Below are 18,402 nucleotides of genomic sequence, written 5' to 3' on the forward strand. Positions count from 1 at the left end.
TCATGCGGGTTCACCCGTCAGCGCGAGCAGCGCGTCACGCTTGGCCAGAAGCGCGCTTTTCTCGTCGCTCTCTTCGCGGATCGCGGTTCCGGCAAGCGCGGCGTCGAGACGCGCGGCGGTCTTGGCGGACATTGCGGGAAGCACATCGGCGATCCCCTTCATGTCATCCATCTTCGCCCAGCAATTGAGGATGAGATCGCATCCTGCCGCATGAGCGCGCGCCGAGCGTTCGGGAATGGTGCCGTCGAGCGCTTCCATATCGATGTCATCGGTCAGCAGCAGCCCATCGAAGCCGATGCGCTCACGAATGATCGTTTCGATGATGAAGGGCGAAAGCGTCGCCGGATTCTCTTCGTCCCACGCCGTGAAAAGCAGGTGCCCGGTCATGCCGATCGGCGCATGGTTGAGCGTGCGGAACGGCGCGAGATCGGCCTCGAGTTCTTCTTCGCTGGCCGTGACGCGCGGCATTTCCTTGTGGCTGTCGCACTGGCTGCGGCCATGGCCGGGCATATGCTTGATGCAGCCGGTGACGCCGCCTTTGGCCAAGCCGTCGAGGATGGCGCGCCCGATCGCGGCGACCTGCATCGGATCGCTGCCCAGCGCGCGGTCGCCGATCACGTCATGCGCGCCCTCTCGCCGCACATCGAGCGGCGGGTGGTAATCGACGGTGATGCCCATTTCCGACAGCTCGAGCGCCATTGCATGGGCATTGACCCGCGCCGCTTCGATCGCGCTAGCCGGAGCAATCCGATAGAGATGGTCAAAGGCCTCGCCGCTCGGAAAATCGCTCCAGTGCGGTGGGCGCAGCCGGGCGACCCGCCCGCCCTCCTGGTCGATCGAGACAAGCAGTCGGTCGCGCCCGTGGAGAGCGCGCAATTCGTCGGTCAGGCGGCGCAGCTGCTCGCGATTGTCGCAATTGCGCGCGAACAGGATGTAGCCCGCAGGATCGGCATCGCTGAAGAAAGCGCGCTCCTCCGCGCTCAGCTCCAGTCCTGCAATCCCGAAAATGGCCGGTGTCATGGTTTGAAAAATCGCAGCAAAGACTCCTGGCGGCAAGCGGAGATCCCCCCCAAGTGGGGGAAAAGGCCGCGTTTTCGGGCCATTTTACCCTGTTTTCGCCTGATTTAGCCCGATTTGGGACTAGTTCTTCACCTGGCAGGCCACGCCGTCGTCCTTGAGGCGACTGCACAGCGAGCGCGCCCCCGCCAGATCGCCTGCCAGCGCCTGAAGGCGATAGACGGTGCCGATATCGGCCTGCCCCTTCACGATCCTGTGTCCCACGCCATTCAGGACATCGGTCTGACCGCGCAGGGTAGCCCAGCCGGTCTGCGCATCGGCGCGGCTGCTGTAGGCACCGACCTGGACCGCAACACCGGCGGTTTCGGTGATCTTCTCATTTGTCGTATCGCCGGAAGACTCGCCCGCACCCTCACTGGTCGAGCGCGTCGCGATCGAGGGCCTTGCGGTCTCGGTCATCTTCGAACCCGAGGCTTCCCCTGCCTTGAGCCGCCCTTCACGGGTCTTGCCCTCGCCCACACCGGGCGCGACATCGCCGGTCCCTGCGAACTCCTTGCCGCCAGGGTCGTCAGGGCGGGTCTTGTAGGGCGTTTCGGGCGCGGCAATCGTACTGCCGTCGGCCATGGGAGCATCGCCCGAGCCGCGGTTGTTCCACCACCACAGGCCGCCGACGACGACCAGCGCCGTGATCAGCAGGAGACCAAGCGCAAACGCCACGATCTGCGCCGTGTCGAAGCCGCCTTCCTCTTCCTGCTCGTCAGATTCGAGCCAGGGCAGGCTTTCGTCCTCGCTCAGCGCGAGTTCGCCATCGTCCTGCGTTGCTGCCATCGCTCAATCCTTCCAACCGCGCCGAATGGGCGCGCCTGCCATGCTACATGCTTTCCACGGCTTCCACGCCAAGAATGCGTAAGCCGTTGCGGATAACTTGCCCTAACTGCGCCGCGAGGAAAAGACGCGCAGCGCTCAAATCGCGGTTCTGTGCCACGATGAAGCGTTTTTCGGTCTCGCTCCGGCCCAGAGTGTAGAATGCGTGAAGTTCGCTCGCGAGATCATAGAGATAGAAGGCGATGCGGTGCGGTTCGCGCGCCTTTGCCGCTGCCTCGATCTCGCGCGGGAATTGCGCCGCGCGCCTGATCAGCGCCAGCTCTTCTTCCCCGAGCAGGTCGAGATGGTCGGCAGACGGCTGGATGCCCTCTTCCTCGGCCGCCTTTTTCAGCGTCGAGGCTATCCGCGCATGGGCATATTGCACGTAGAAGACGGGGTTGTCCTTCGACGCTTCGACCACCTTGGCGAAGTCGAATTCCATCTGCGCTTCGGGTTTGCGGGTCAGCATGGTGAAGCGCACCACGTCCTTGCCCACTTCGTTCACGACATCGGCGAGCGTGACGAAAGTGCCCGAACGCTTGGACATCTTTACCGGCTCGCCGCCGCGCATCAATTGTACCATCTGGACCAGCTTCACGTCGAAGGGGATGCCCTTGCCCTGCCCCTCGGATAGCGCCGCCACCGCAGCCTTGATCCGCTTGACCGTGCCGGCATGGTCGGCGCCCCAGATGTCGATCAGCTCGTCGGCATCGGCGGCCTTCTGCATGTGATAGGCGAGGTCGGCACCGAAATAGGTCCAGCTGCCGTTCGATTTCTTGATCGGGCGGTCCTGATCGTCACCGAACTTTGTGGAGCGGAACAGCGGCAGTTCGACCGGCTCCCAATCCTCGGGCGGCGCCTTGCCCTTCGGCGCCTCGAGCACGCCGTCATAGACGAGGTCATGCGCGCGCAGCCACGCCTCGGCCTCGTCAGGCTTGCCAGCAGCATGGAGCGCGGCTTCGGACGAAAAGAGATCGTGATGGATGCCGAGCAGGGCGAGATCGGCCTTGATCAGTTCCATCATCTGCTCGACCGCCTCGGCACGGAAAATCGGCAGCCATTCCTCTTCAGGCTCGTCCTTGAACCTGTCGCCCAGTCCCTTGGCCAGATATTCGCCGACCGGGATCAGGTAGTCGCCGGGATAAAGCCCCTCGGGGATTTCGCCGATGTCCTCGCCCAGCGCTTCGCGGTAGCGAAGGTGAGCCGAGCGCGCGAGCACGTCGACCTGACCGCCCGCATCGTTGATGTAATATTCGCGGGTGACTGAGTGGCCCGCCGCTTCAAGCAGGCTGGAAAGCGCATCGCCGACGACTGCACCGCGGCAGTGGCCCATGTGCATCGGACCGGTCGGATTGGCCGAGACATACTCGACATTGACCGTGCGCCCCGCCCCCATGTCCGAACGGCCATAGGCGTCCCCTGCCGAGGCAATTACCCCCAGCTCTTCCAGCCAGGCTGCAGGATCGAGCCGCAGGTTGATGAAGCCCGGCCCGGCGATTTCCGCACTGGCGATGCTCGGATCGGCTTCGAGTTTCTCGACGATCTTCCCGGCAAGCTCGCGCGGATTGGTCTTGGCCTGCTTCGCCAGCACCATCGCGGCATTGGTCGCCAGATCGCCGTGCGAGGCATCGCGCGGCGGCTCCACCGTTACGTTGGTGCGCGGCGCGTCGGGCGGCAACACGCCCTCCATTTCGAGAGCGGCCAGCGCAGCGTCGATCCGCTCCGCATAGATAGCGTAAAGCGTCTGTGTTTCGGACTTGGTTTCGGACATAGGCGCGCGCCTAGCCGAATCCGTCAAAATCGCAAGGTTTCACCGCCTGTATGGCGGTAATTCGCGCCAGCTCAGCGGGTGACGTTGTAGGCGAGCTGCTGCTCGGTCAGCTGGAAACCGACGAGAAGCTCGAAACTGGTGCGCTGGATGGCTGCACGAACCTGGGGATCGGATAGCGGATCGAGCGCCGCGTCAGGATCGCCCGGCTCACGCTTGCGCGTAATCCGTTCCTGGATATCCGCCGGAAGGGTCGCTTCCGAACGGGTAATGTAGGAGCTGGTTTGCGCGCTCGCCTGTGCCCGCTCGGCACCATCGGCAAAATTGATCGTGACCTGGCCGATACGCTTGGCCTGCACGGCCGTGCCTCCGCGCACGACGGTCGAGAAAAACGGCAGCGTGACCTGCCGTGCACCGCGGGTGTCGGTGCGGCGGGCGAGCACATCGAAACTCGCTGCGGTGTAGACCTTTTCTCCAGTCTCGTCACAGGTGTGACGCAGATTGGTCATCGAAGCGACAACGTCGATATTGTCCGCAGTCGGAGCGCCCGCGCTGCGGAACAGCGTCACATCGCCGGTGTAATCGGGAATGCCCACATCGGGGCAGGAAGAAAGGACTGCCGTAATGCCGACGCCCTGGTCGATGACCAATTCGCCTTCTCTCGAACACCCTGCGAGGGCTGCGGCGAGGGTGATCGCGGAAAAGATGCGGGTACGCGGGCTCATGCAGTGTCGATCCTTCGAATTCCTTGGCGCTCATCGAAAAGCGTGCGTCACGCCCTAGCGGCGCGCGCCGCAAAGCGCTAGAGGGCGGCGCATGAACGCACCCTTGCACACCGTCAAGACCAGCCCGGACGGCAGCGAAGCGACCGAACGTCCGGGCCTGACCCTGCTTATCGCCGCGCCGCGCGGTTTCTGCGCCGGCGTCGACCGCGCGATCGAGATCGTCGAGAGATCGCTCGAGCGATATGGCGCGCCGGTTTATGTGCGTCACGAGATCGTCCACAATAAATATGTCGTCGACGCATTGAAGGCGCAGGGTGCGATCTTCGTCGAGGAACTGGACGAGGTGCCCGACGACGCGCCGGTTGTCTTCAGCGCTCACGGCGTGCCGAAATCGGTTCCTGCCGAAGCAGAGCGGCGCAACATGATCTATGTCGATGCAACCTGCCCGCTGGTGAGCAAGGTCCACCGCCAGGCCGAACGCCAGATCGAGAAGGGTCAGCACATCATCTTCATCGGCCACGCCGGTCATCCGGAAGTGATCGGCACGATGGGGCAGGTAGACGAGGGTGACATAACCCTGGTCGAAACGGTCGAGGACGTCGCCACTCTTTCCTTTTCGCAGGAAGACGACCTGTCCTATCTCACCCAGACAACGCTCTCGGTCGACGATACCGCAGAGATCATTGCCGCGCTGGAAGAGCGCTATCCGCAGATCGTCGGCCCCAAGGCGGAAGACATCTGCTACGCGACTTCCAACCGCCAGGCCGCGGTCAAGATCATCGCGCCCGGCAGCGACCTGGTGCTGGTGATCGGTGCGCCCAATTCCTCCAATTCGCTGAGGCTTGTCGAAGTGGCCGAACGGCTCGGCACGAACGCCCGGCTGATTCAGCGCGCAGACGACATCGATCCGGCATGGCTCGAAGGTATCGGCACAATCGGGCTGACGGCTGGCGCCTCCGCACCGGAAAAGCTGGTTCGCGAAGTCGTCGAAAAGCTCGCCGAATGGCGCGAAGTGACCGAGCAGACGATCACCGCGGCCGAAGAGAAGATGGTTTTCAAGCTGCCTCGCCAGCTGACCGAATAAGCGAGGCGGCAGGCAGGCGTGGCGGTCTACACCCATCTCGGCGCAGAAGAGCTCACCGCGCTGATTGCGCAGTATGATGTCGGCGAGCTGGTCTCGGCCAAGGGGATTGCCGAGGGTGTTTCCAACTCCAACTGGCTGATCGAGACCACCGGCTCCGATAGCGCCAGTTCGGACGGCAGGGGCGCGCGCTTCATCCTGACCATGTACGAGCGGCGCATCGAGCTATCAGACCTGCCCTTCTTCCTCGGCCTGCTCGACCATCTTTCCGAACGCGATTGCCCCGTCCCGCGCACGATTCACGACCTGGAGGGCGCGGCCTATCGCCTGCTCGACGGCAAGGCGATCGCGCTGATCGAATATCTTCCCGGCGTATCGGTCGATCATCCGACTCCGGGGCAGGCCCGCGCGGTGGGCGAAGCGCTCGCGCAGATGCACGCCGCCTCGCAGGATTTCGGTCAGACTCGCGCAAATGGGCTCGACATAGAGGGATCGCGCCGGATGCTCGCAGAATGCGGCACCCCGGCTCTGGCTTCGATCGATCCCGCCCTGCCGAAATCTCTCGAGATCGCCGCGCGTCTGAGCGAGGACTGGCCGCAGGACCTGCCGCGCGCCATCTGCCACACCGACCTTTTCCCGGACAACGTCCTGATGCTCGGGGACCAGGTCACGGGCATGATCGATTTCTATTTCGCCTGCGAAGACGCCATGGCCTACGACCTCGCCGTCACCCACGCTGCCTGGTGTTTCGACCGGACCGGAGAGCAGTTCTCGCAAGACATCGGCGCGGCGCTGATCGAGGGCTATGAAAGCCTGCGCAAACTCGAACCGCGCGAACGCGAGTGCCTGCCGATCCTCGCGCAAGGTGCATGCATGCGCTTCATCGCGAGCCGCGCCGAAGACTGGATCGAAACGCCCGCCGACGCGCTCGTCACCCGCAAGGACCCGATGGATTTCGTCCGGCGGTTGTCCTTTTACGGGAAAGCGGGCTCATCCGCCTTTGCGCCAAGCCGATAGGCTGGCAAAGGCTGACGCGATGAAACAGGTCGAAATCTTCACCGACGGCGCCTGCAAGGGCAATCCCGGTCCCGGCGGCTGGGGCGCCATCCTGCGCATGGGCCGCCACGAGAAGGAACTGTCGGGCGGAGAGGCGGAGACGACCAACAACCGCATGGAAATGACCGCAGTGATCCGGGCGCTCGATGCCCTGATCGAACCGTGCCGGGTCGAGCTCTATTCGGACAGCAAATATGTGATCGACGGGATTACCAAGTGGGTCCACGGCTGGCGCAAGCGCGGCTGGGTCAATGCCAGCAAGAAGCCGGTCAAGAATGCCGATCTATGGCACGACCTGATCGAAGCGGTCGCGCGGCATGAAATCGACTGGCATTGGGTGAAGGGCCACAACGGGCACCCTGAAAACGAGCGGGTCGACCAGCTTGCGAGCGACGAGGCTGAGGCCTTCGCCCGCGGCGAAAGGGCCTGAACGCCAGCCCGCTTCCGCAAACGAAAAGGCCGGACCATCGCGGCCCGGCCTGTTATTCGTGTCCGATCGCAATCGATCAGTAGTTGTCGACGATCTCCGCGTTCGGGCCGTTTTTCAGCACCGAGTTGATCGCGTTCTTGGCGCTCGCCTTGGAACTGTAGCCCTCAGTCCACCAGATCGTTTCCGAATTGTAGATGAAGTACGAAACGAACTCGCCCTTCTTGTTCTTCCGGATTTCGAAGCGATGCGCCATAATTGATCCTCCATTTCGATTGCGTCCGTATCGCACCCTAAGCAGGCGAAACGAAAAATCTAGCTGAACCGTGTGGGAAAGTAGGATTCCGCGTCAATTTTACATGTCATCGTATCGCGCGGCAGGTCGAACAACAATTGCGAGGCAAGCCGAGCCGCGGCAGGCGCAGTCTGGATTCCGTAGCCCCCCTGGCCAGAGAACCAGAAGAATTCCTCTACCGCGGGATCATACCCGTACACCGGCAGACGATCGGGAGAAAAGCTCCTCAGTCCCGCCCATTTGCGTTCGACCGCCAGCACGTTCCAGTCGGTCACGTTCTGTAGCCGGTCAATCGCCAGCGCAACGTCGAGTTCTTCGGGCGCCGCATCGGTCGGCTCGCTCGGCGTCTCGTCATGCGGGCTGAGCCAGACCTTCCCGTTCTCCGGCTTGAAATAGAAGCCGCCTGAGATATCGAGACAGAGCGGCAAATCGTCGCTTGGTGCCGGATCGCAGCGTAATTGCACGACGGTCCGGCGGTAGGGCTGGATTCCGCACGGCTTCGCCCCCGCCATCGTGGCCAGACCGTCTGCCCATGCACCCGCCGCATTGACCAGCTTGCGAGCGCGAACCGTCCGGCCATCGGCAAGGTCGAGCCGCCATTCGGTTTCGCGTTCGATACTGACTACCTTTGCCCTGCACTGGATCTCCGTGCCGCTCGCCCGCGCGCGCGCCAGATAATGCGCATGAAGGCCAGCCACATCGATATCGGCGCAGCGCCCCTGCCAGATCGCGCGGTCCCACTCGGGTTTGAGGCCCGGAACCTTCACCAGCAACTCGGCCCGATCGATCCGCGAGAACCGAGCCCCGGTACCAGCAAATCGCGCAAAGAAGTCGTCGATCTTCGCTTCGTCTTCCTCGCGCGCGAGATAGAGCGAACCGCGCGGGGTCAGGAAACCATTTTCGCGCAGATAGTCGCCTGAAGCACTGGTCAGGGGCACGATCTCCGGCCCGCCATAACATTCTTCCCAGAACGCCGCCGAACGCCCGGTCGCATGATAGCCGGGCATGTCCTCCGCCTCGAGCACGATCACGCTTGCACGCTCGCCGATCTCGGCCGCGAGGCTGGCCCCGGCCATCCCGGCGCCGACAATGGCAACGTCGTATATATCGTTCACGCTGCAGCGCTCTCCGCTGGCGGCACGACGCGGTCTAGAAACTCGGCAATCGCATCCATCGCGCGGTCGCGCACGGGATCGACCTCGCGCAGGATCTCATGGCTGGCCTCGTTGCCGAAGGAAACCAGTTCTCCATTGGGGAGGCGGTTTGCAGCTTCTTCGATCGCCTCCATCGAAACCAGCTTGTCGTTCGACGTGCCGATCAGCAAAATCGGCGTCGTGATCGCCTCCAGCTTTCCAGGCGCGAAAAGGCTCCGCATCGAAGCATAGGCGCGTTCGATCCAGCCCCAGCTGCCCGGCCCCATGACGAGTTCGGGGCGGTGCTCCCGCCACCATAGTTCATCCTCGTAGCGGTCTTCGTCGTGGGTCAGCAGCGACTTGCGCGCCGCCGGAACTTCGCCCGGCTTTTCGCTCCACTTCCATGCCGGGCGGGCCGGATCGCCAAATCGCAGCATCAGGCGCGCTGCGGCATGGCCGATTGCGGCGGGGATACGTCCGACGAAGCCGAGCATGGGTGCCGATAGAAAGAGAGCGTCGGGATCGACGGCCCTTTCCATCAGCGCGCGCAACACCAGATGGCCACCCATCGAATGACCGGCAAGCACATGGGGACCGGGCGTATCTGCCTTCCAGGACTGCCAGAGATGCCCCAGATCGGAGACCCAATCGCCGAAATCCTCTATGTGGCCGGTAACCTTGTCCTTGCCGAGACGACCGGAACCGGCCTGCCCGCGCCAGTCGGCCGCAGTCACCCTCCAGCCGGCGCGATGCCACTGCTCGAGGCTTTCGAGATACTTCTCGTAATTGTCGCCCCGCCCGGGGAGAAACAGGATCGATCCGCGCGGGCGCGCACCCGTACCGGCAGCTCCCGGCCAGTCGATCCGCCTCAGCTCATGTCCGTCGCTCGCACGCCAGATCGTCTCGTTCGCATGCGGAGGAATTGCACGGCGGTCGATCGCTAGCGTCACGGTCTCGCTGGTATCACTAATGTCACGCCTCCGAGACTGGTTACTTTTTGGTAAGTGATAATCTGTAGCACCGGTTTTCAAGGGGATCCTTGGGGGCCAGATGCAAACCGAATATTTTCACTACGGACTGCTCGTCTGCTTGGCAATCGCGCTGCTTGTCGCAGCCTTTACCGACATTCGCCGCAGGCAGATCGACAACTGGCTCAATGCCGGAATCGCACTCGCTGCGCCGCTTTACTGGTGGGCCAGCGGGCTGTCGCTCTATCCCGGCGTCGCGCTGCAACTGGCCATCGCCGTGGGTGCTTTCGCGGTGCTGGCCGGGCTTTTCGCAATGAAGATGATGGGCGGCGGCGACGTCAAATTGCTCACTGCCCTTGCCCTGTGGGTTCCGCCCGTACCGTTTCTCCAGCTGCTCATCGTCATGGCGCTGGTCGGCGGGGTGCTGACGATCGTCATGGGTGCCTGGCACTTCATGAAGCGCCAGCGCGACCGGCTTGCCGTGCCTTACGGGGTCGCCATCGCCATCGGCGGTCTTTGGGTGCTCGGAACTCAATTGATGCCCGACGCTGCCAAGGCAGCCGGAGTGCAGTGAACCTGATTTTAACCAGTCCGGTCTTAAGGACTGAAACCATACTTGCCCGACTACCAACAGGGCCGACACGAGGGGGCTAGAATAGCCATGGATAGGAAGAAGCTGGTTTTGCTGCTGGGTGCGCTGGTCATCGCGATCGGCACCGCATTGGCAGCGCGTAGCATGTTTGCAGGCGCTTCGGCCCCGCAGGCTGAGGCGGCTCCGGTTCCGGAAGGACCCAAGGTACTGGTTGCAAACCGTGCCCTGCCTGCCGGTACCATCGTCACTGCGGATGCGATCGGCTTCCAGCAATGGCCCGAAGAGCTCGTCCAGGACGCCTACTTCATCGATGGCGAATCGGACATCACCCAGCTGATGGGTACCGTGGTGCGCCATCCGGTCACTGCCGGTGAGCCTGTCACGCAGGGCTCGCTCGTCGCACCTGGCGATCGCGGCTTCCTTGCAGCTGCTCTCGGCCCGGGCATGCGCGCCGTCACCGTTCCGGTTTCGGCCAAGACCGGCGTTGCCGGCTTCGTCTTCCCGGGTGACCGCGTCGACCTCGTGCTGACGCAGACCGTCAAGGGCGACGACGGCCAGTCGCTGAAGGCTGCAGAAACCGTACTTCGTAACCTTCGCGTGCTGGCGACCGACCAGTCGACCACGCAGAAGACCAACGAACAGGGCAAGACCGTCGTTCGCACCTTCCGCACCGTGACGCTCGAAGTCACACCGAAGATTGCGGAAAAGGTTGCCGTGGCGCAGACCATCGGCACGCTCAGCCTCGCGCTGCGCTCGATCGCCGACAACCAGGTCGAGCTCGAGAAGGCAATCGCTTCGGGTGACGTCGTAATCCCCGAAGGCGCATCGCCCGAGGAAGAGGAAGACCTCATCCGCACCGCCATGAGCCGTCCGATCGACAAGGGTACGACCTATTCGACCGGTGGTGACGTGTCCCGCTTCCAGCGCAGCTCGATGCCGCGCCAGGGCAGCGCACCGCGTCCGAGCGCTCCTGCCATGGGCGTTCCTGCCCAGCGTGGCGGCACGCCGGTCTATCGCGGTCCGTCGGTCCGTGTGACCCGCGGCAAGAGCACCACCGAAGTTCCGGTCGGCAGCGGAGCAGGCGCTTTCCTGAGCCTGCAGGCACAGGGCGTCTCCGAAGCCGGTCAGACGGTTCCGGCCGTCACCAGCGCGATCGTGCGCTGAGGGGAAGAGCGATGAGCATCACGAACAACCGATCGCACGCTTTTCCTGCAACAGGGATCAAAACGAGGGGCAAACCAATGAAACGCCGCCTGACTGCAAAACTGCTGCTTGCCAGCCTGGCCATCGCGCCGCTCGCAAGCGTGCCAATGGGCACCGCCACGGCGCAATCCGTGCGCAGCCCGGCCCAGGACATCGTCCTGTCGATCGGACGCGGCGAACTCGTCACCGTGCCTGGCTCGATGGCAGACGTTTTCATCGCCAATGACGCGATCGCCGATGTGCAGATCAAGTCGCAGCGCCAGCTCTATGTGTTCGGCAAGGCCGGTGGTCAGACCACCATCTATGCCAGCAACAGCCGCGGCGACGTGATCTGGTCGGCCAATATCCGCGTCGGCTCCAACATCGACAGCATCGACCAGATGCTCGCACTGGCCATGCCCGAAGCGAAGATCGGTGTTGCGACCATGGGTTCGAACACCATCCTGCTGACCGGCACGGTTGCCGCCCCTGAAGATGCAGCCGAGGCAGAGCGCCTTGTCGCAGCCTTCGTCGGTGACGGTGCCAATGTCATCAGCCGCCTGAAAATGGCGACGCCGCTGCAGGTCAACCTGCAGGTGAAGTTCGCCGAAGTCAGCCGCTCGCTGGTGCGCGATATCGGCGGCAGCCTGCAGTCGATCGACGCCGGCAGCGGCTTCCGCTTCGGTGTGGGCACCGGCCGCCAGACGGTTACGGGTGACTACACTGTCGGTGGCCCTCTGGGCGTTGGCAACAACATCCAGAACCCGACCACGCAGGTCTTCAACCCGCTGACCGGCCAGGTCGAAACCATTGCCGGACCGGGTGTTCGCACCACCGGCAACGGCACCACGCTGGGTGCTGCCGGCCGCTTCCTCGGCCTCGACCTGCTCGGCGCACTCGACCTCGCAGAACGCGATGGCCTGGTGACCACGCTGTCGCAGCCCAACCTGACCGCGCTTTCGGGCGAAACCGCCAACTTCCTTGCCGGCGGCGAATTCCCGATCCCGATCAGCCAGGGCCTCGGTGCAACCGCGGTCGAGTATCGCAAGTTCGGTGTGAGCCTCGCTTACACGCCGACGGTGCTCGCCAACGGTCGCATCTCGATCCGCGTGCTGCCGGAAGTCTCCGAACTTTCGAGCCAGGGCGCTGTCACGATCAACGGCTTCCAGATCCCTGCCCTTACGATCCGTCGCGCAGAAACGACGATCGAGCTGGGCTCGGGCCAGAGCTTCATGATCGCAGGCCTGATGAGCAACAACGCACAGAACACGATCGACAAGGCACCGGGTGCTGGCGACGTTCCGATCCTGGGCAATCTGTTCCGCTCGAAGAACTTCCGTCGCGGCGAAACCGAACTCGTCATCGTGGTTACGCCTTATCTGGTGAAGCCGGTCGATGCGAAGGACATCAAGCTGCCGACCGATGGCTACCAGTCGCAGACTCTCCTGCAGGGCTTCCTCGGCTATCAGAACCATGACGGCATTTCGGGTGCAGAACGCCCGGGCCCGACGGCAACCGACCAGGATGCCCCGGCTCCTGCGGTGAGCGGTATCGATCCGGCCGCAATCGCTCCGGCAGGCCAGTCGAAGCCCGACCGCCGTGCCAAGTCCAACACTCGCAAGAATGATCGGCAGGCCAAGGCGGCCAAGCCCGGCTTCAGCTTCTAATCGGAAAGGTGAGAATGATGACCTTTGCAAAACACAGCAAGCTGGCCAAGGCGCCCGCGATCGCCCTCGCCGTTTCCCTCGGTCTCGTGCTGAGTGGATGTGGCGGCATGCCGACCAACCGCAGCCTCTACAGCACGAAGCAGCCGGTGGTCGAACGGACCAACTACACCTTCGATGTGCAGACCGGCCAGGGCGGGCTCGATATCTCGGAACGCCAGCGCCTCGCGGCCTGGTTCGACACGGTCGAGCTCGGCTATGGCGACCGCGTCACGATCGAGGATCCGATGTCGAGCGAAGCCACGCGTGACGCGGTAGCGGAACTCGCAGGCCGCCATGGTGTGCTGGTCAGCGACGTGGCTCCGGTTACAGAAGGATATGTCAATCCGGGCTTCGCCCGCGTCGTCCTGACCCGTTCGAAAGCGCACGTTCCGGGCTGCCCCGACTGGTCGGCTTCGTCGGACATGAACTACAACAATGCGACCAGCCCGGGTTACGGATGCTCGGTCAACAGCAACATGGCCGCGATGGTCGCCAACCCGCAGGATCTTCTCGAAGGTCAGGAGGGCACGGGCGAGACCGTGATCATGAGCTCCACCAAAGCCATCGACAGCTATCGCGAGCAGGCACCCAGCGGTGCCGGCGGCCTCAAGAAATCGGGAGGGAACTAAGTCATGAACGCGCCCTGGAAATCCGGAATGCCCGGTAACCGAGATCCATTTGCCGCCTATATCTGCGACGATGCCGCGCTCGACGTACTGCGTCCGGTCGTCATCGAACTCGGCTGGCAGCCCGAAAAGTGCAACAAGGGCGGTCTGCGCAATGCGATCCAGTCGCTGAGCGTCAGCGCCAGCCCTTCGATCCTGGTAGTCGATCTGTCGGAAAGCGGCGACCCGCTCAACGACATCAACGCCCTTGCCGAGGTTTGCGAACCCGGCACGGTGGTGATCGCGATCGGCCAGGTCAACGATGTCCGCCTTTACCGGGATCTGCTCTCGAGCGGCATTCACGACTACCTGCTGAAGCCGCTTTCGGCCGGCCAGCTTCGCGATGCGCTGAACGCGGCCCAGACCGTGTTTACCGCACCCAAGAACGCTGACGGTGAGGCGACCAAGCGTCACATTTCGACCGCGGTCGTCGGTACGCGTGGCGGTGTCGGCGCCTCGACGCTGGCAACTTCGCTCTCGTGGCTGTTCAGTGAAGAGCACAAGGCACCGACGGCACTGCTCGACCTCGACGTCCACTTCGGGACCGGCGCCCTCGCGCTCGATCTCGAGCCGGGCCGCGGCCTGACCGACGCGATCGACAATCCGAGCCGCATCGACGGCCTGTTCATCGAACGCGCCATGATCCGTGCGAACGACAACCTGTCGATCCTTTCTGCAGAAGCGCCGATCAACGCGCCGCTGATGACCGATGGCGCGGCTTTCGTCCAGCTGGAGGAAGAGTTCCGCCAGGCGTTCGAAATGACCGTGGTCGATCTGCCGCGCAACATGCTGATCAATTTCCCGCATGTGCTGGCGGATGTTAATCTCATCCTCCTCACGACGGAAATGACACTTGCTTCTGCTCGTGACGCGATCCGCATCATCAGCTGGCTGAAGACCAATGCCGCGCATGCGCACATCATGGTCGTTGCCAACAAGGTGCAGGCTGGTGTCGCAGAGATCAGCAAGGCCGATTTCGAAGCCTCGATCGAACACAAGATCGATTTCTCGATTCCATACGACATCAAGGCTGCAGCCAATGCCGCCAAGATGGGCCAGGTGTTCGTCGAAGCGAACCGTTCGAGCAAGGCGACTTCGGTCATCAAGCAGATCGGCGAACGCGTGATGGGCGCGAGCGAGGAAAACCTCGCCAATAGCGAACCCGAGAAGAAATCGCTGCTCGGCGGCTTCGATCTGAAATCGCTCCTCGCGAAAAAAGAAAAGAGCGCACCGGTCAGGGAAACGGCCGAATAAGGGTCGTGAACCAAGGGCCATCCGGAGCAAAACGCGGTTTCGGATGGCCCCCACGATCAAATCCAACGAGTTGAAACGGAAAGGCGGGACAATCCAATGAGCACCATACAGCTCCTGCTAATCGTCGGCGTCATTTTCGGCGTACTGGTGGTCGGCTTTGTCCTGATGTCGGGTCCGTCGCCTGCCAAGGAAAGCCAGCGTCGCCTCCAGGCGGTTCGCTTCCGGCATTCCGAAAGCACCGACACCAAGGTTGAATCGCAGCTCAAGAAGGCGATCGCCGCGCGCAAGCCCAAGGCACACAAGGTCGCGGGCTCAAGTTCGCGTATCGAAGCGCTCGAGATGCGTCTCGACCGGACCGGCAAGGGCTGGACGCTGCAGCAATATGCCTATGCCTCGCTCGGCCTCGCGCTGTTCGTTGCGGTCATCCTGTTCCTGCGCACCGGCTCGCTCGGACTGTCGCTCGGCGTCGGCCTGTTCGTCGGCGCAGGTCTCCCGCACTTCGTGGTCGGCTACTTCATCAAGAAGCGGACTAACGCCTTCAACGTGAAATTCCCTGACGGGATCGAACTGCTCGTGCGTGGTCTGCGTTCGGGTCTGCCTGTTACCGAAACGCTCGCCGTGGTGGCCCAGGAAGTCCCCGGCCCTGTCGGCGAGGAATTCAAGGGCATCGTCGAGCGCATCAAGATCGGCCGCACCATGGAGGAATCGCTCCAGGAAACGGCCGACCGTCTCGGGATCCCCGAGTTCAACTTCTTCTGCATCACTCTGGCGATCCAGCGCGAAACCGGTGGTAACCTCGCCGAGACGCTGTCCAACCTTGCCGACGTGCTGCGCAAGCGCGCACAGATGAAGCTCAAGATCCGCGCGATGAGTTCGGAATCGAAAGCCTCGGCCTATATCGTCGGCGCGCTGCCGTTCATCGTCTTCTTCATGATCTGGTGGATCAACCCGTCCTACATCGGCGGCTTCTTCACCGACGATCGCCTGATCGTCGCCGGTCTGGGCGGCATGGTCTGGATGTCGATCGGCGGCTTCATCATGGCCAAGATGGTCAGCTTCGAAATCTGAGCGAGGGATAGGAAAGACACATGAATTCTCCCGGACCCACGCTACTCGGCTTCGACGTCATCCTCGTCGGCTCGCTTCTGGCTGGCCTGGCTGCGATGGCGATGATGTTCGCGATCTACACCGCGGTCACCATCAAGGACCCGATGGCGAAGCGCGTGAAATCGCTCAACGACCGCCGCGAGGAACTCAAGGCAGGTATCATCACCTCGACCGCGAAAAAGCGCGCCAGTCTGGTGCGCCGGACGGACAAGACCGACAAGGTGAAGCAACAGCTGGAAGGGATGAAGGTTCTCCAGGAGAGCCAGATTGCCGACGTCCAGCAAAAGCTTGCCCATGCCGGCTATCGCAACAAGGAACTCGCCGTTTTCGTGATCGGTGCGCGCCTCGTCCTTCCAATCGTGTTCGGCATCATCGGCGTGCTGATGATCTACGTCATCGATTATTTCCCGGACTGGGGCGGCGTGAAACGCGTCGGCGCGCTCGGTGCCCTGCTTTTCGCAGGCTACAAGGGCCCGGAAATCTTCCTGAAGAACAAGGCCAGCAAACGTACCGACGAAATCCGCAAGGGCCTGCCTGACGCGCTCGACCTGCTGGTCATCTGCGCCGAGGCCGGTCTGACCGTCGATGCCGCCTTCAACCGGGTCGCCAAGGAACTGGGGCGCGCCTATCCGGAACTGGGTGACGAGTTCGCCCTGACCGCGATCGAGCTGTCCTTCCTCAACGAACGCAAGAAGGCTTTCGATAATCTCGCCTATCGCGTCGATCTGGAAGCGGTGCGCGGCGTCGTCACCACCATGATCCAGACGGAACGTTACGGTACACCGCTAGCATCCGCACTGCGCGTGCTTTCGGCAGAGTTCCGTAACGAACGCATGATGCGCGCCGAGGAAAAGGCAGCGCGTCTCCCGGCGATCATGACCGTGCCGCTGATCATGTTCATTCTGCCGGTGCTGTTCATCGTCATTCTCGGTCCGGCGGCCTGTTCGATCTCGGACGCCTTCGCAGCCAAGCCGGGTCGCTGACAAGCGAGCCGAACAAGCTCGACGCAAAAAGAAAGGCCGGGCCGCCCACAAGCGGTCCGGCCTTCTGCTTTCAGGGCAACATTGACGCAGGTCAGCCGGAGGGTTCGGCCATCGATTCCACTTTCGTGAACACGCGCGCCATCAGTTCGCGGAACGTGCCACGCTCTTCTTCGTCGAGCACTTCGAAAATCGTTTCCTCGATATCGAGCGCCATCGGCATGATCTCGCTATGGACCGCCCGCCCCTCTTCGGTAAGCTCGAGCAGGTGCGAACGCCCGTCCTGAGCATTCGGCTGGCGATGAACGAGCCCCCTGTCCTCCAGCACCCTGCAGGCGCGGTTGACCGCGACCTTGTCCATCAGGGTCGAGCGGGCAAGCGCGCGCTGGGTAAGCGCTCCGGCATCGCCCAGCACCGCCATCACGCGCCATTCGGTAATCTTGAGCCCGAAGCGCACGCGATATCGCTGTGCGATCAGGCTGCTCACCGCATTGGACGTGATTGAAAGTTGGTAGGGCAAAAAGTTGGCCAGTTGCCCCGCACCCGGTACCGCCCCCGCGCTCCCGCCTGTCTTGCTTCTATCGTTCATGGGACGCGATCTTAAGCGGAGCCGCCCGCTTGGCAAGCCAAAGCCATGACCCAGGTCAGCCCAAGGTCATGGATTGGCTCGACAAAGCCGCGTCAGCGGTATTCGGGCTCGTCCCACCAGGGATAGAAATCGGGCATGTCTTTCGAAACCGTGTCCGGGTATTCGGGTGCGCGTTTCTCGAGAAAACTCGCGATCCCCTCCTTGGCATCGGCCGAGCGGGACAAGCGATAGATTGCCTTGCTGTCGACGCGGTGCGCGTCCATCGGATGATCGCCCGAGGGAAGCCGCCACATCATCGCACGGGTCATCGCGACAGACACGGCACTGGTGTTGTCGGCGATCTCGCGGGCAATGCCGCGCGCGACATCCATGAGTTCGCCCTGGGCATGGATCGAGCGGACGAGGCCGCCTTCCTTTGCTTCGGAAGCGTCGAAGATCCGCCCTGTGTAGCACCACTCGAGCGCCTGTTGCACGCCAACGAGCCGCGGCAAGAACCAGCTCGAACATGCTTCGGGCACGATACCGCGCCGCGCAAATACAAAACCGTAGCGCGCATTATCGGATGCAAGCCGAATATCCATCGCCAGCTGCATGGTTATGCCAACACCCACGGCTACGCCGTTGCAGGCGGCGATCAACGGCTTGGTGCTATCGAACAGCCGCAGGGTCAGTCGTCCTCCCCCGTCGCGCACACGTTCGTCGGACAGGTCGTCGACCGGGTTAGGATCTGAGAAGACATGCCCTCCGCCCTCGGGCGTCAGGTCCGCGCCGGCACAGAACGCGCGATCACCGGAACCGGTAAAGATCACCGCACGCACGCTGTCATCCGCATCGATATCGTCCATCGCCGCGATGATCTCGTCCATCATCGTGCGGGTAAAGGCGTTCATCTTGTCCGGCCGGTTGAGCGTGATGGTCGCAATGCCATCGGCCTTGTCGACGAGAATCTGGGTGTAATCGGCCAATTTATCTCTCCCGGTTGTGGAAATGAAA

The 18,402-nt window shown here is 62.8% G+C and carries 19 protein-coding genes; 10 read left to right on the forward strand and 9 right to left on the reverse strand.

Going from position 1 to position 18,402, the window contains the following annotated elements; translation table 11 throughout:
- The 4 genes from nagZ to CCE89_RS03160 all read right to left on the reverse strand — a co-directional run bounded on the left by nagZ (position 1) and on the right by CCE89_RS03160 (position 4,374).
- Complete coding sequence (gene nagZ / locus CCE89_RS03145) at positions 1–1,020, reverse strand: beta-N-acetylhexosaminidase (RefSeq protein ID WP_086436555.1); 1,020 nt, start codon at positions 1,018–1,020, stop codon at positions 1–3.
- A gap of 120 nt (positions 1,021–1,140) precedes the next feature.
- Complete coding sequence (locus CCE89_RS03150; RefSeq protein ID WP_086436556.1) at positions 1,141–1,845, reverse strand: SPOR domain-containing protein; 705 nt, start codon at positions 1,843–1,845, stop codon at positions 1,141–1,143.
- Between the two features lie 43 nt (positions 1,846–1,888).
- Positions 1,889–3,652: an arginine--tRNA ligase gene (gene argS, locus CCE89_RS03155; protein WP_086436557.1), complete on the reverse strand. Its 1,764-nt coding sequence runs from the start codon at positions 3,650–3,652 to the stop codon at positions 1,889–1,891.
- A gap of 71 nt (positions 3,653–3,723) precedes the next feature.
- A complete protein-coding gene (locus tag CCE89_RS03160; protein WP_086436558.1) occupies positions 3,724–4,374 on the reverse strand; it encodes a hypothetical protein in 651 nt (216 codons plus the stop codon).
- A 91-nt stretch (positions 4,375–4,465) separates the two neighbouring features.
- Here CCE89_RS03160 and ispH point away from each other — a divergent pair, with 91 nt between their 5' ends.
- The 3 genes from ispH to rnhA are packed head-to-tail and all read left to right on the forward strand — an operon-like array spanning position 4,466 to position 6,941.
- Positions 4,466–5,458 (forward strand): 4-hydroxy-3-methylbut-2-enyl diphosphate reductase, encoded by a 993-nt coding sequence (gene ispH / locus CCE89_RS03165; protein WP_086436559.1) that lies wholly within the window; start codon positions 4,466–4,468, stop codon positions 5,456–5,458.
- A gap of 18 nt (positions 5,459–5,476) precedes the next feature.
- Positions 5,477–6,472: a homoserine kinase gene (locus CCE89_RS03170; RefSeq protein WP_086436560.1), complete on the forward strand. Its 996-nt coding sequence runs from the start codon at positions 5,477–5,479 to the stop codon at positions 6,470–6,472.
- Between the two features lie 19 nt (positions 6,473–6,491).
- Positions 6,492–6,941 carry a ribonuclease HI gene (gene rnhA / locus CCE89_RS03175; RefSeq protein ID WP_086436561.1) on the forward strand — a complete coding sequence of 150 codons (450 nt, stop codon included), beginning with the start codon at positions 6,492–6,494 and terminating at the stop codon, positions 6,939–6,941.
- A gap of 76 nt (positions 6,942–7,017) precedes the next feature.
- Here rnhA and CCE89_RS03180 read toward each other — a convergent pair whose 3' ends face one another.
- The 3 genes from CCE89_RS03180 to CCE89_RS03190 are packed head-to-tail and all read right to left on the reverse strand — an operon-like array spanning position 7,018 to position 9,316.
- Positions 7,018–7,194: a YegP family protein gene (locus tag CCE89_RS03180; protein ID WP_086436562.1), complete on the reverse strand. Its 177-nt coding sequence runs from the start codon at positions 7,192–7,194 to the stop codon at positions 7,018–7,020.
- Between the two features lie 59 nt (positions 7,195–7,253).
- Complete coding sequence (locus CCE89_RS03185; protein WP_086436563.1) at positions 7,254–8,348, reverse strand: NAD(P)/FAD-dependent oxidoreductase; 1,095 nt, start codon at positions 8,346–8,348, stop codon at positions 7,254–7,256.
- The gene (locus CCE89_RS03190; protein ID WP_234989914.1) at positions 8,345–9,316 is read right to left on the reverse strand and encodes an alpha/beta fold hydrolase; all 972 of its coding nucleotides are present in this window, start codon (positions 9,314–9,316) and stop codon (positions 8,345–8,347) included. Before CCE89_RS03190 ends, CCE89_RS03185 begins: the two co-directional genes overlap by 4 nt.
- Positions 9,317–9,416: 100 nt before the next feature.
- On the opposite strand from CCE89_RS03190, the gene CCE89_RS03195 reads away from it, so the two are divergent.
- The 7 genes from CCE89_RS03195 to CCE89_RS03225 all read left to right on the forward strand — a co-directional run bounded on the left by CCE89_RS03195 (position 9,417) and on the right by CCE89_RS03225 (position 16,823).
- Positions 9,417–9,908: an A24 family peptidase gene (locus CCE89_RS03195; protein WP_086436564.1), complete on the forward strand. Its 492-nt coding sequence runs from the start codon at positions 9,417–9,419 to the stop codon at positions 9,906–9,908.
- Positions 9,909–9,995: 87 nt separating this feature from the next.
- Positions 9,996–11,090: a Flp pilus assembly protein CpaB gene (gene cpaB, locus CCE89_RS03200; RefSeq protein ID WP_086436565.1), complete on the forward strand. Its 1,095-nt coding sequence runs from the start codon at positions 9,996–9,998 to the stop codon at positions 11,088–11,090.
- Between the two features lie 77 nt (positions 11,091–11,167).
- Positions 11,168–12,775 carry a type II and III secretion system protein family protein gene (locus CCE89_RS03205; protein WP_086436566.1) on the forward strand — a complete coding sequence of 536 codons (1,608 nt, stop codon included), beginning with the start codon at positions 11,168–11,170 and terminating at the stop codon, positions 12,773–12,775.
- Positions 12,776–12,789: 14 nt separating this feature from the next.
- Entirely contained in the window at positions 12,790–13,443 is a 654-nt protein-coding gene (locus CCE89_RS03210; protein ID WP_327078635.1) for a CpaD family pilus assembly protein, read from the forward strand.
- A gap of 3 nt (positions 13,444–13,446) precedes the next feature.
- Positions 13,447–14,733: a pilus assembly protein CpaE gene (locus CCE89_RS03215; RefSeq protein WP_086436567.1), complete on the forward strand. Its 1,287-nt coding sequence runs from the start codon at positions 13,447–13,449 to the stop codon at positions 14,731–14,733.
- Between the two features lie 96 nt (positions 14,734–14,829).
- Positions 14,830–15,801 carry a type II secretion system F family protein gene (locus CCE89_RS03220; RefSeq protein ID WP_086436568.1) on the forward strand — a complete coding sequence of 324 codons (972 nt, stop codon included), beginning with the start codon at positions 14,830–14,832 and terminating at the stop codon, positions 15,799–15,801.
- Positions 15,802–15,821: 20 nt separating this feature from the next.
- Complete coding sequence (locus CCE89_RS03225; protein WP_086436569.1) at positions 15,822–16,823, forward strand: type II secretion system F family protein; 1,002 nt, start codon at positions 15,822–15,824, stop codon at positions 16,821–16,823.
- A 91-nt stretch (positions 16,824–16,914) separates the two neighbouring features.
- On the opposite strand, the gene CCE89_RS03230 is transcribed toward CCE89_RS03225, so the two are convergent.
- On the reverse strand, positions 16,915–17,409 hold the full coding sequence (locus CCE89_RS03230; RefSeq protein ID WP_086436570.1) for a MarR family winged helix-turn-helix transcriptional regulator: 495 nt from the start codon (positions 17,407–17,409) through the stop codon (positions 16,915–16,917).
- A gap of 92 nt (positions 17,410–17,501) precedes the next feature.
- The gene (locus CCE89_RS03235; RefSeq protein ID WP_086436571.1) at positions 17,502–18,374 is read right to left on the reverse strand and encodes a crotonase/enoyl-CoA hydratase family protein; all 873 of its coding nucleotides are present in this window, start codon (positions 18,372–18,374) and stop codon (positions 17,502–17,504) included.
- Positions 18,375–18,402: the final 28 nt, after the last annotated feature.

Origin of the sequence: Altererythrobacter xiamenensis (assembly GCF_900177715.1) — a bacterium.
In the GTDB taxonomy this organism is placed as follows: domain Bacteria; phylum Pseudomonadota; class Alphaproteobacteria; order Sphingomonadales; family Sphingomonadaceae; genus Erythrobacter; species Erythrobacter xiamenensis.

Coding starts and splice junctions, on each gene's coding strand:
- nagZ (WP_086436555.1), bottom strand. CDS start 1,020: ATGACACCGGCCATTTTCGGGATTGCAGGACTGGAGCTGAGCGCGGAG.
- CCE89_RS03150 (WP_086436556.1), bottom strand. CDS start 1,845: ATGGCAGCAACGCAGGACGATGGCGAACTCGCGCTGAGCGAGGACGAA.
- argS (WP_086436557.1), bottom strand. CDS start 3,652: ATGTCCGAAACCAAGTCCGAAACACAGACGCTTTACGCTATCTATGCG.
- CCE89_RS03160 (WP_086436558.1), bottom strand. CDS start 4,374: ATGAGCCCGCGTACCCGCATCTTTTCCGCGATCACCCTCGCCGCAGCC.
- ispH (WP_086436559.1), top strand. CDS start 4,466: ATGAACGCACCCTTGCACACCGTCAAGACCAGCCCGGACGGCAGCGAA.
- rnhA (WP_086436561.1), top strand. CDS start 6,492: ATGAAACAGGTCGAAATCTTCACCGACGGCGCCTGCAAGGGCAATCCC.
- CCE89_RS03180 (WP_086436562.1), bottom strand. CDS start 7,194: ATGGCGCATCGCTTCGAAATCCGGAAGAACAAGAAGGGCGAGTTCGTT.
- CCE89_RS03195 (WP_086436564.1), top strand. CDS start 9,417: ATGCAAACCGAATATTTTCACTACGGACTGCTCGTCTGCTTGGCAATC.
- cpaB (WP_086436565.1), top strand. CDS start 9,996: ATGGATAGGAAGAAGCTGGTTTTGCTGCTGGGTGCGCTGGTCATCGCG.
- CCE89_RS03205 (WP_086436566.1), top strand. CDS start 11,168: ATGAAACGCCGCCTGACTGCAAAACTGCTGCTTGCCAGCCTGGCCATC.
- CCE89_RS03210 (WP_327078635.1), top strand. CDS start 12,790: ATGATGACCTTTGCAAAACACAGCAAGCTGGCCAAGGCGCCCGCGATC.
- CCE89_RS03215 (WP_086436567.1), top strand. CDS start 13,447: ATGAACGCGCCCTGGAAATCCGGAATGCCCGGTAACCGAGATCCATTT.
- CCE89_RS03220 (WP_086436568.1), top strand. CDS start 14,830: ATGAGCACCATACAGCTCCTGCTAATCGTCGGCGTCATTTTCGGCGTA.
- CCE89_RS03225 (WP_086436569.1), top strand. CDS start 15,822: ATGAATTCTCCCGGACCCACGCTACTCGGCTTCGACGTCATCCTCGTC.
- CCE89_RS03230 (WP_086436570.1), bottom strand. CDS start 17,409: ATGAACGATAGAAGCAAGACAGGCGGGAGCGCGGGGGCGGTACCGGGT.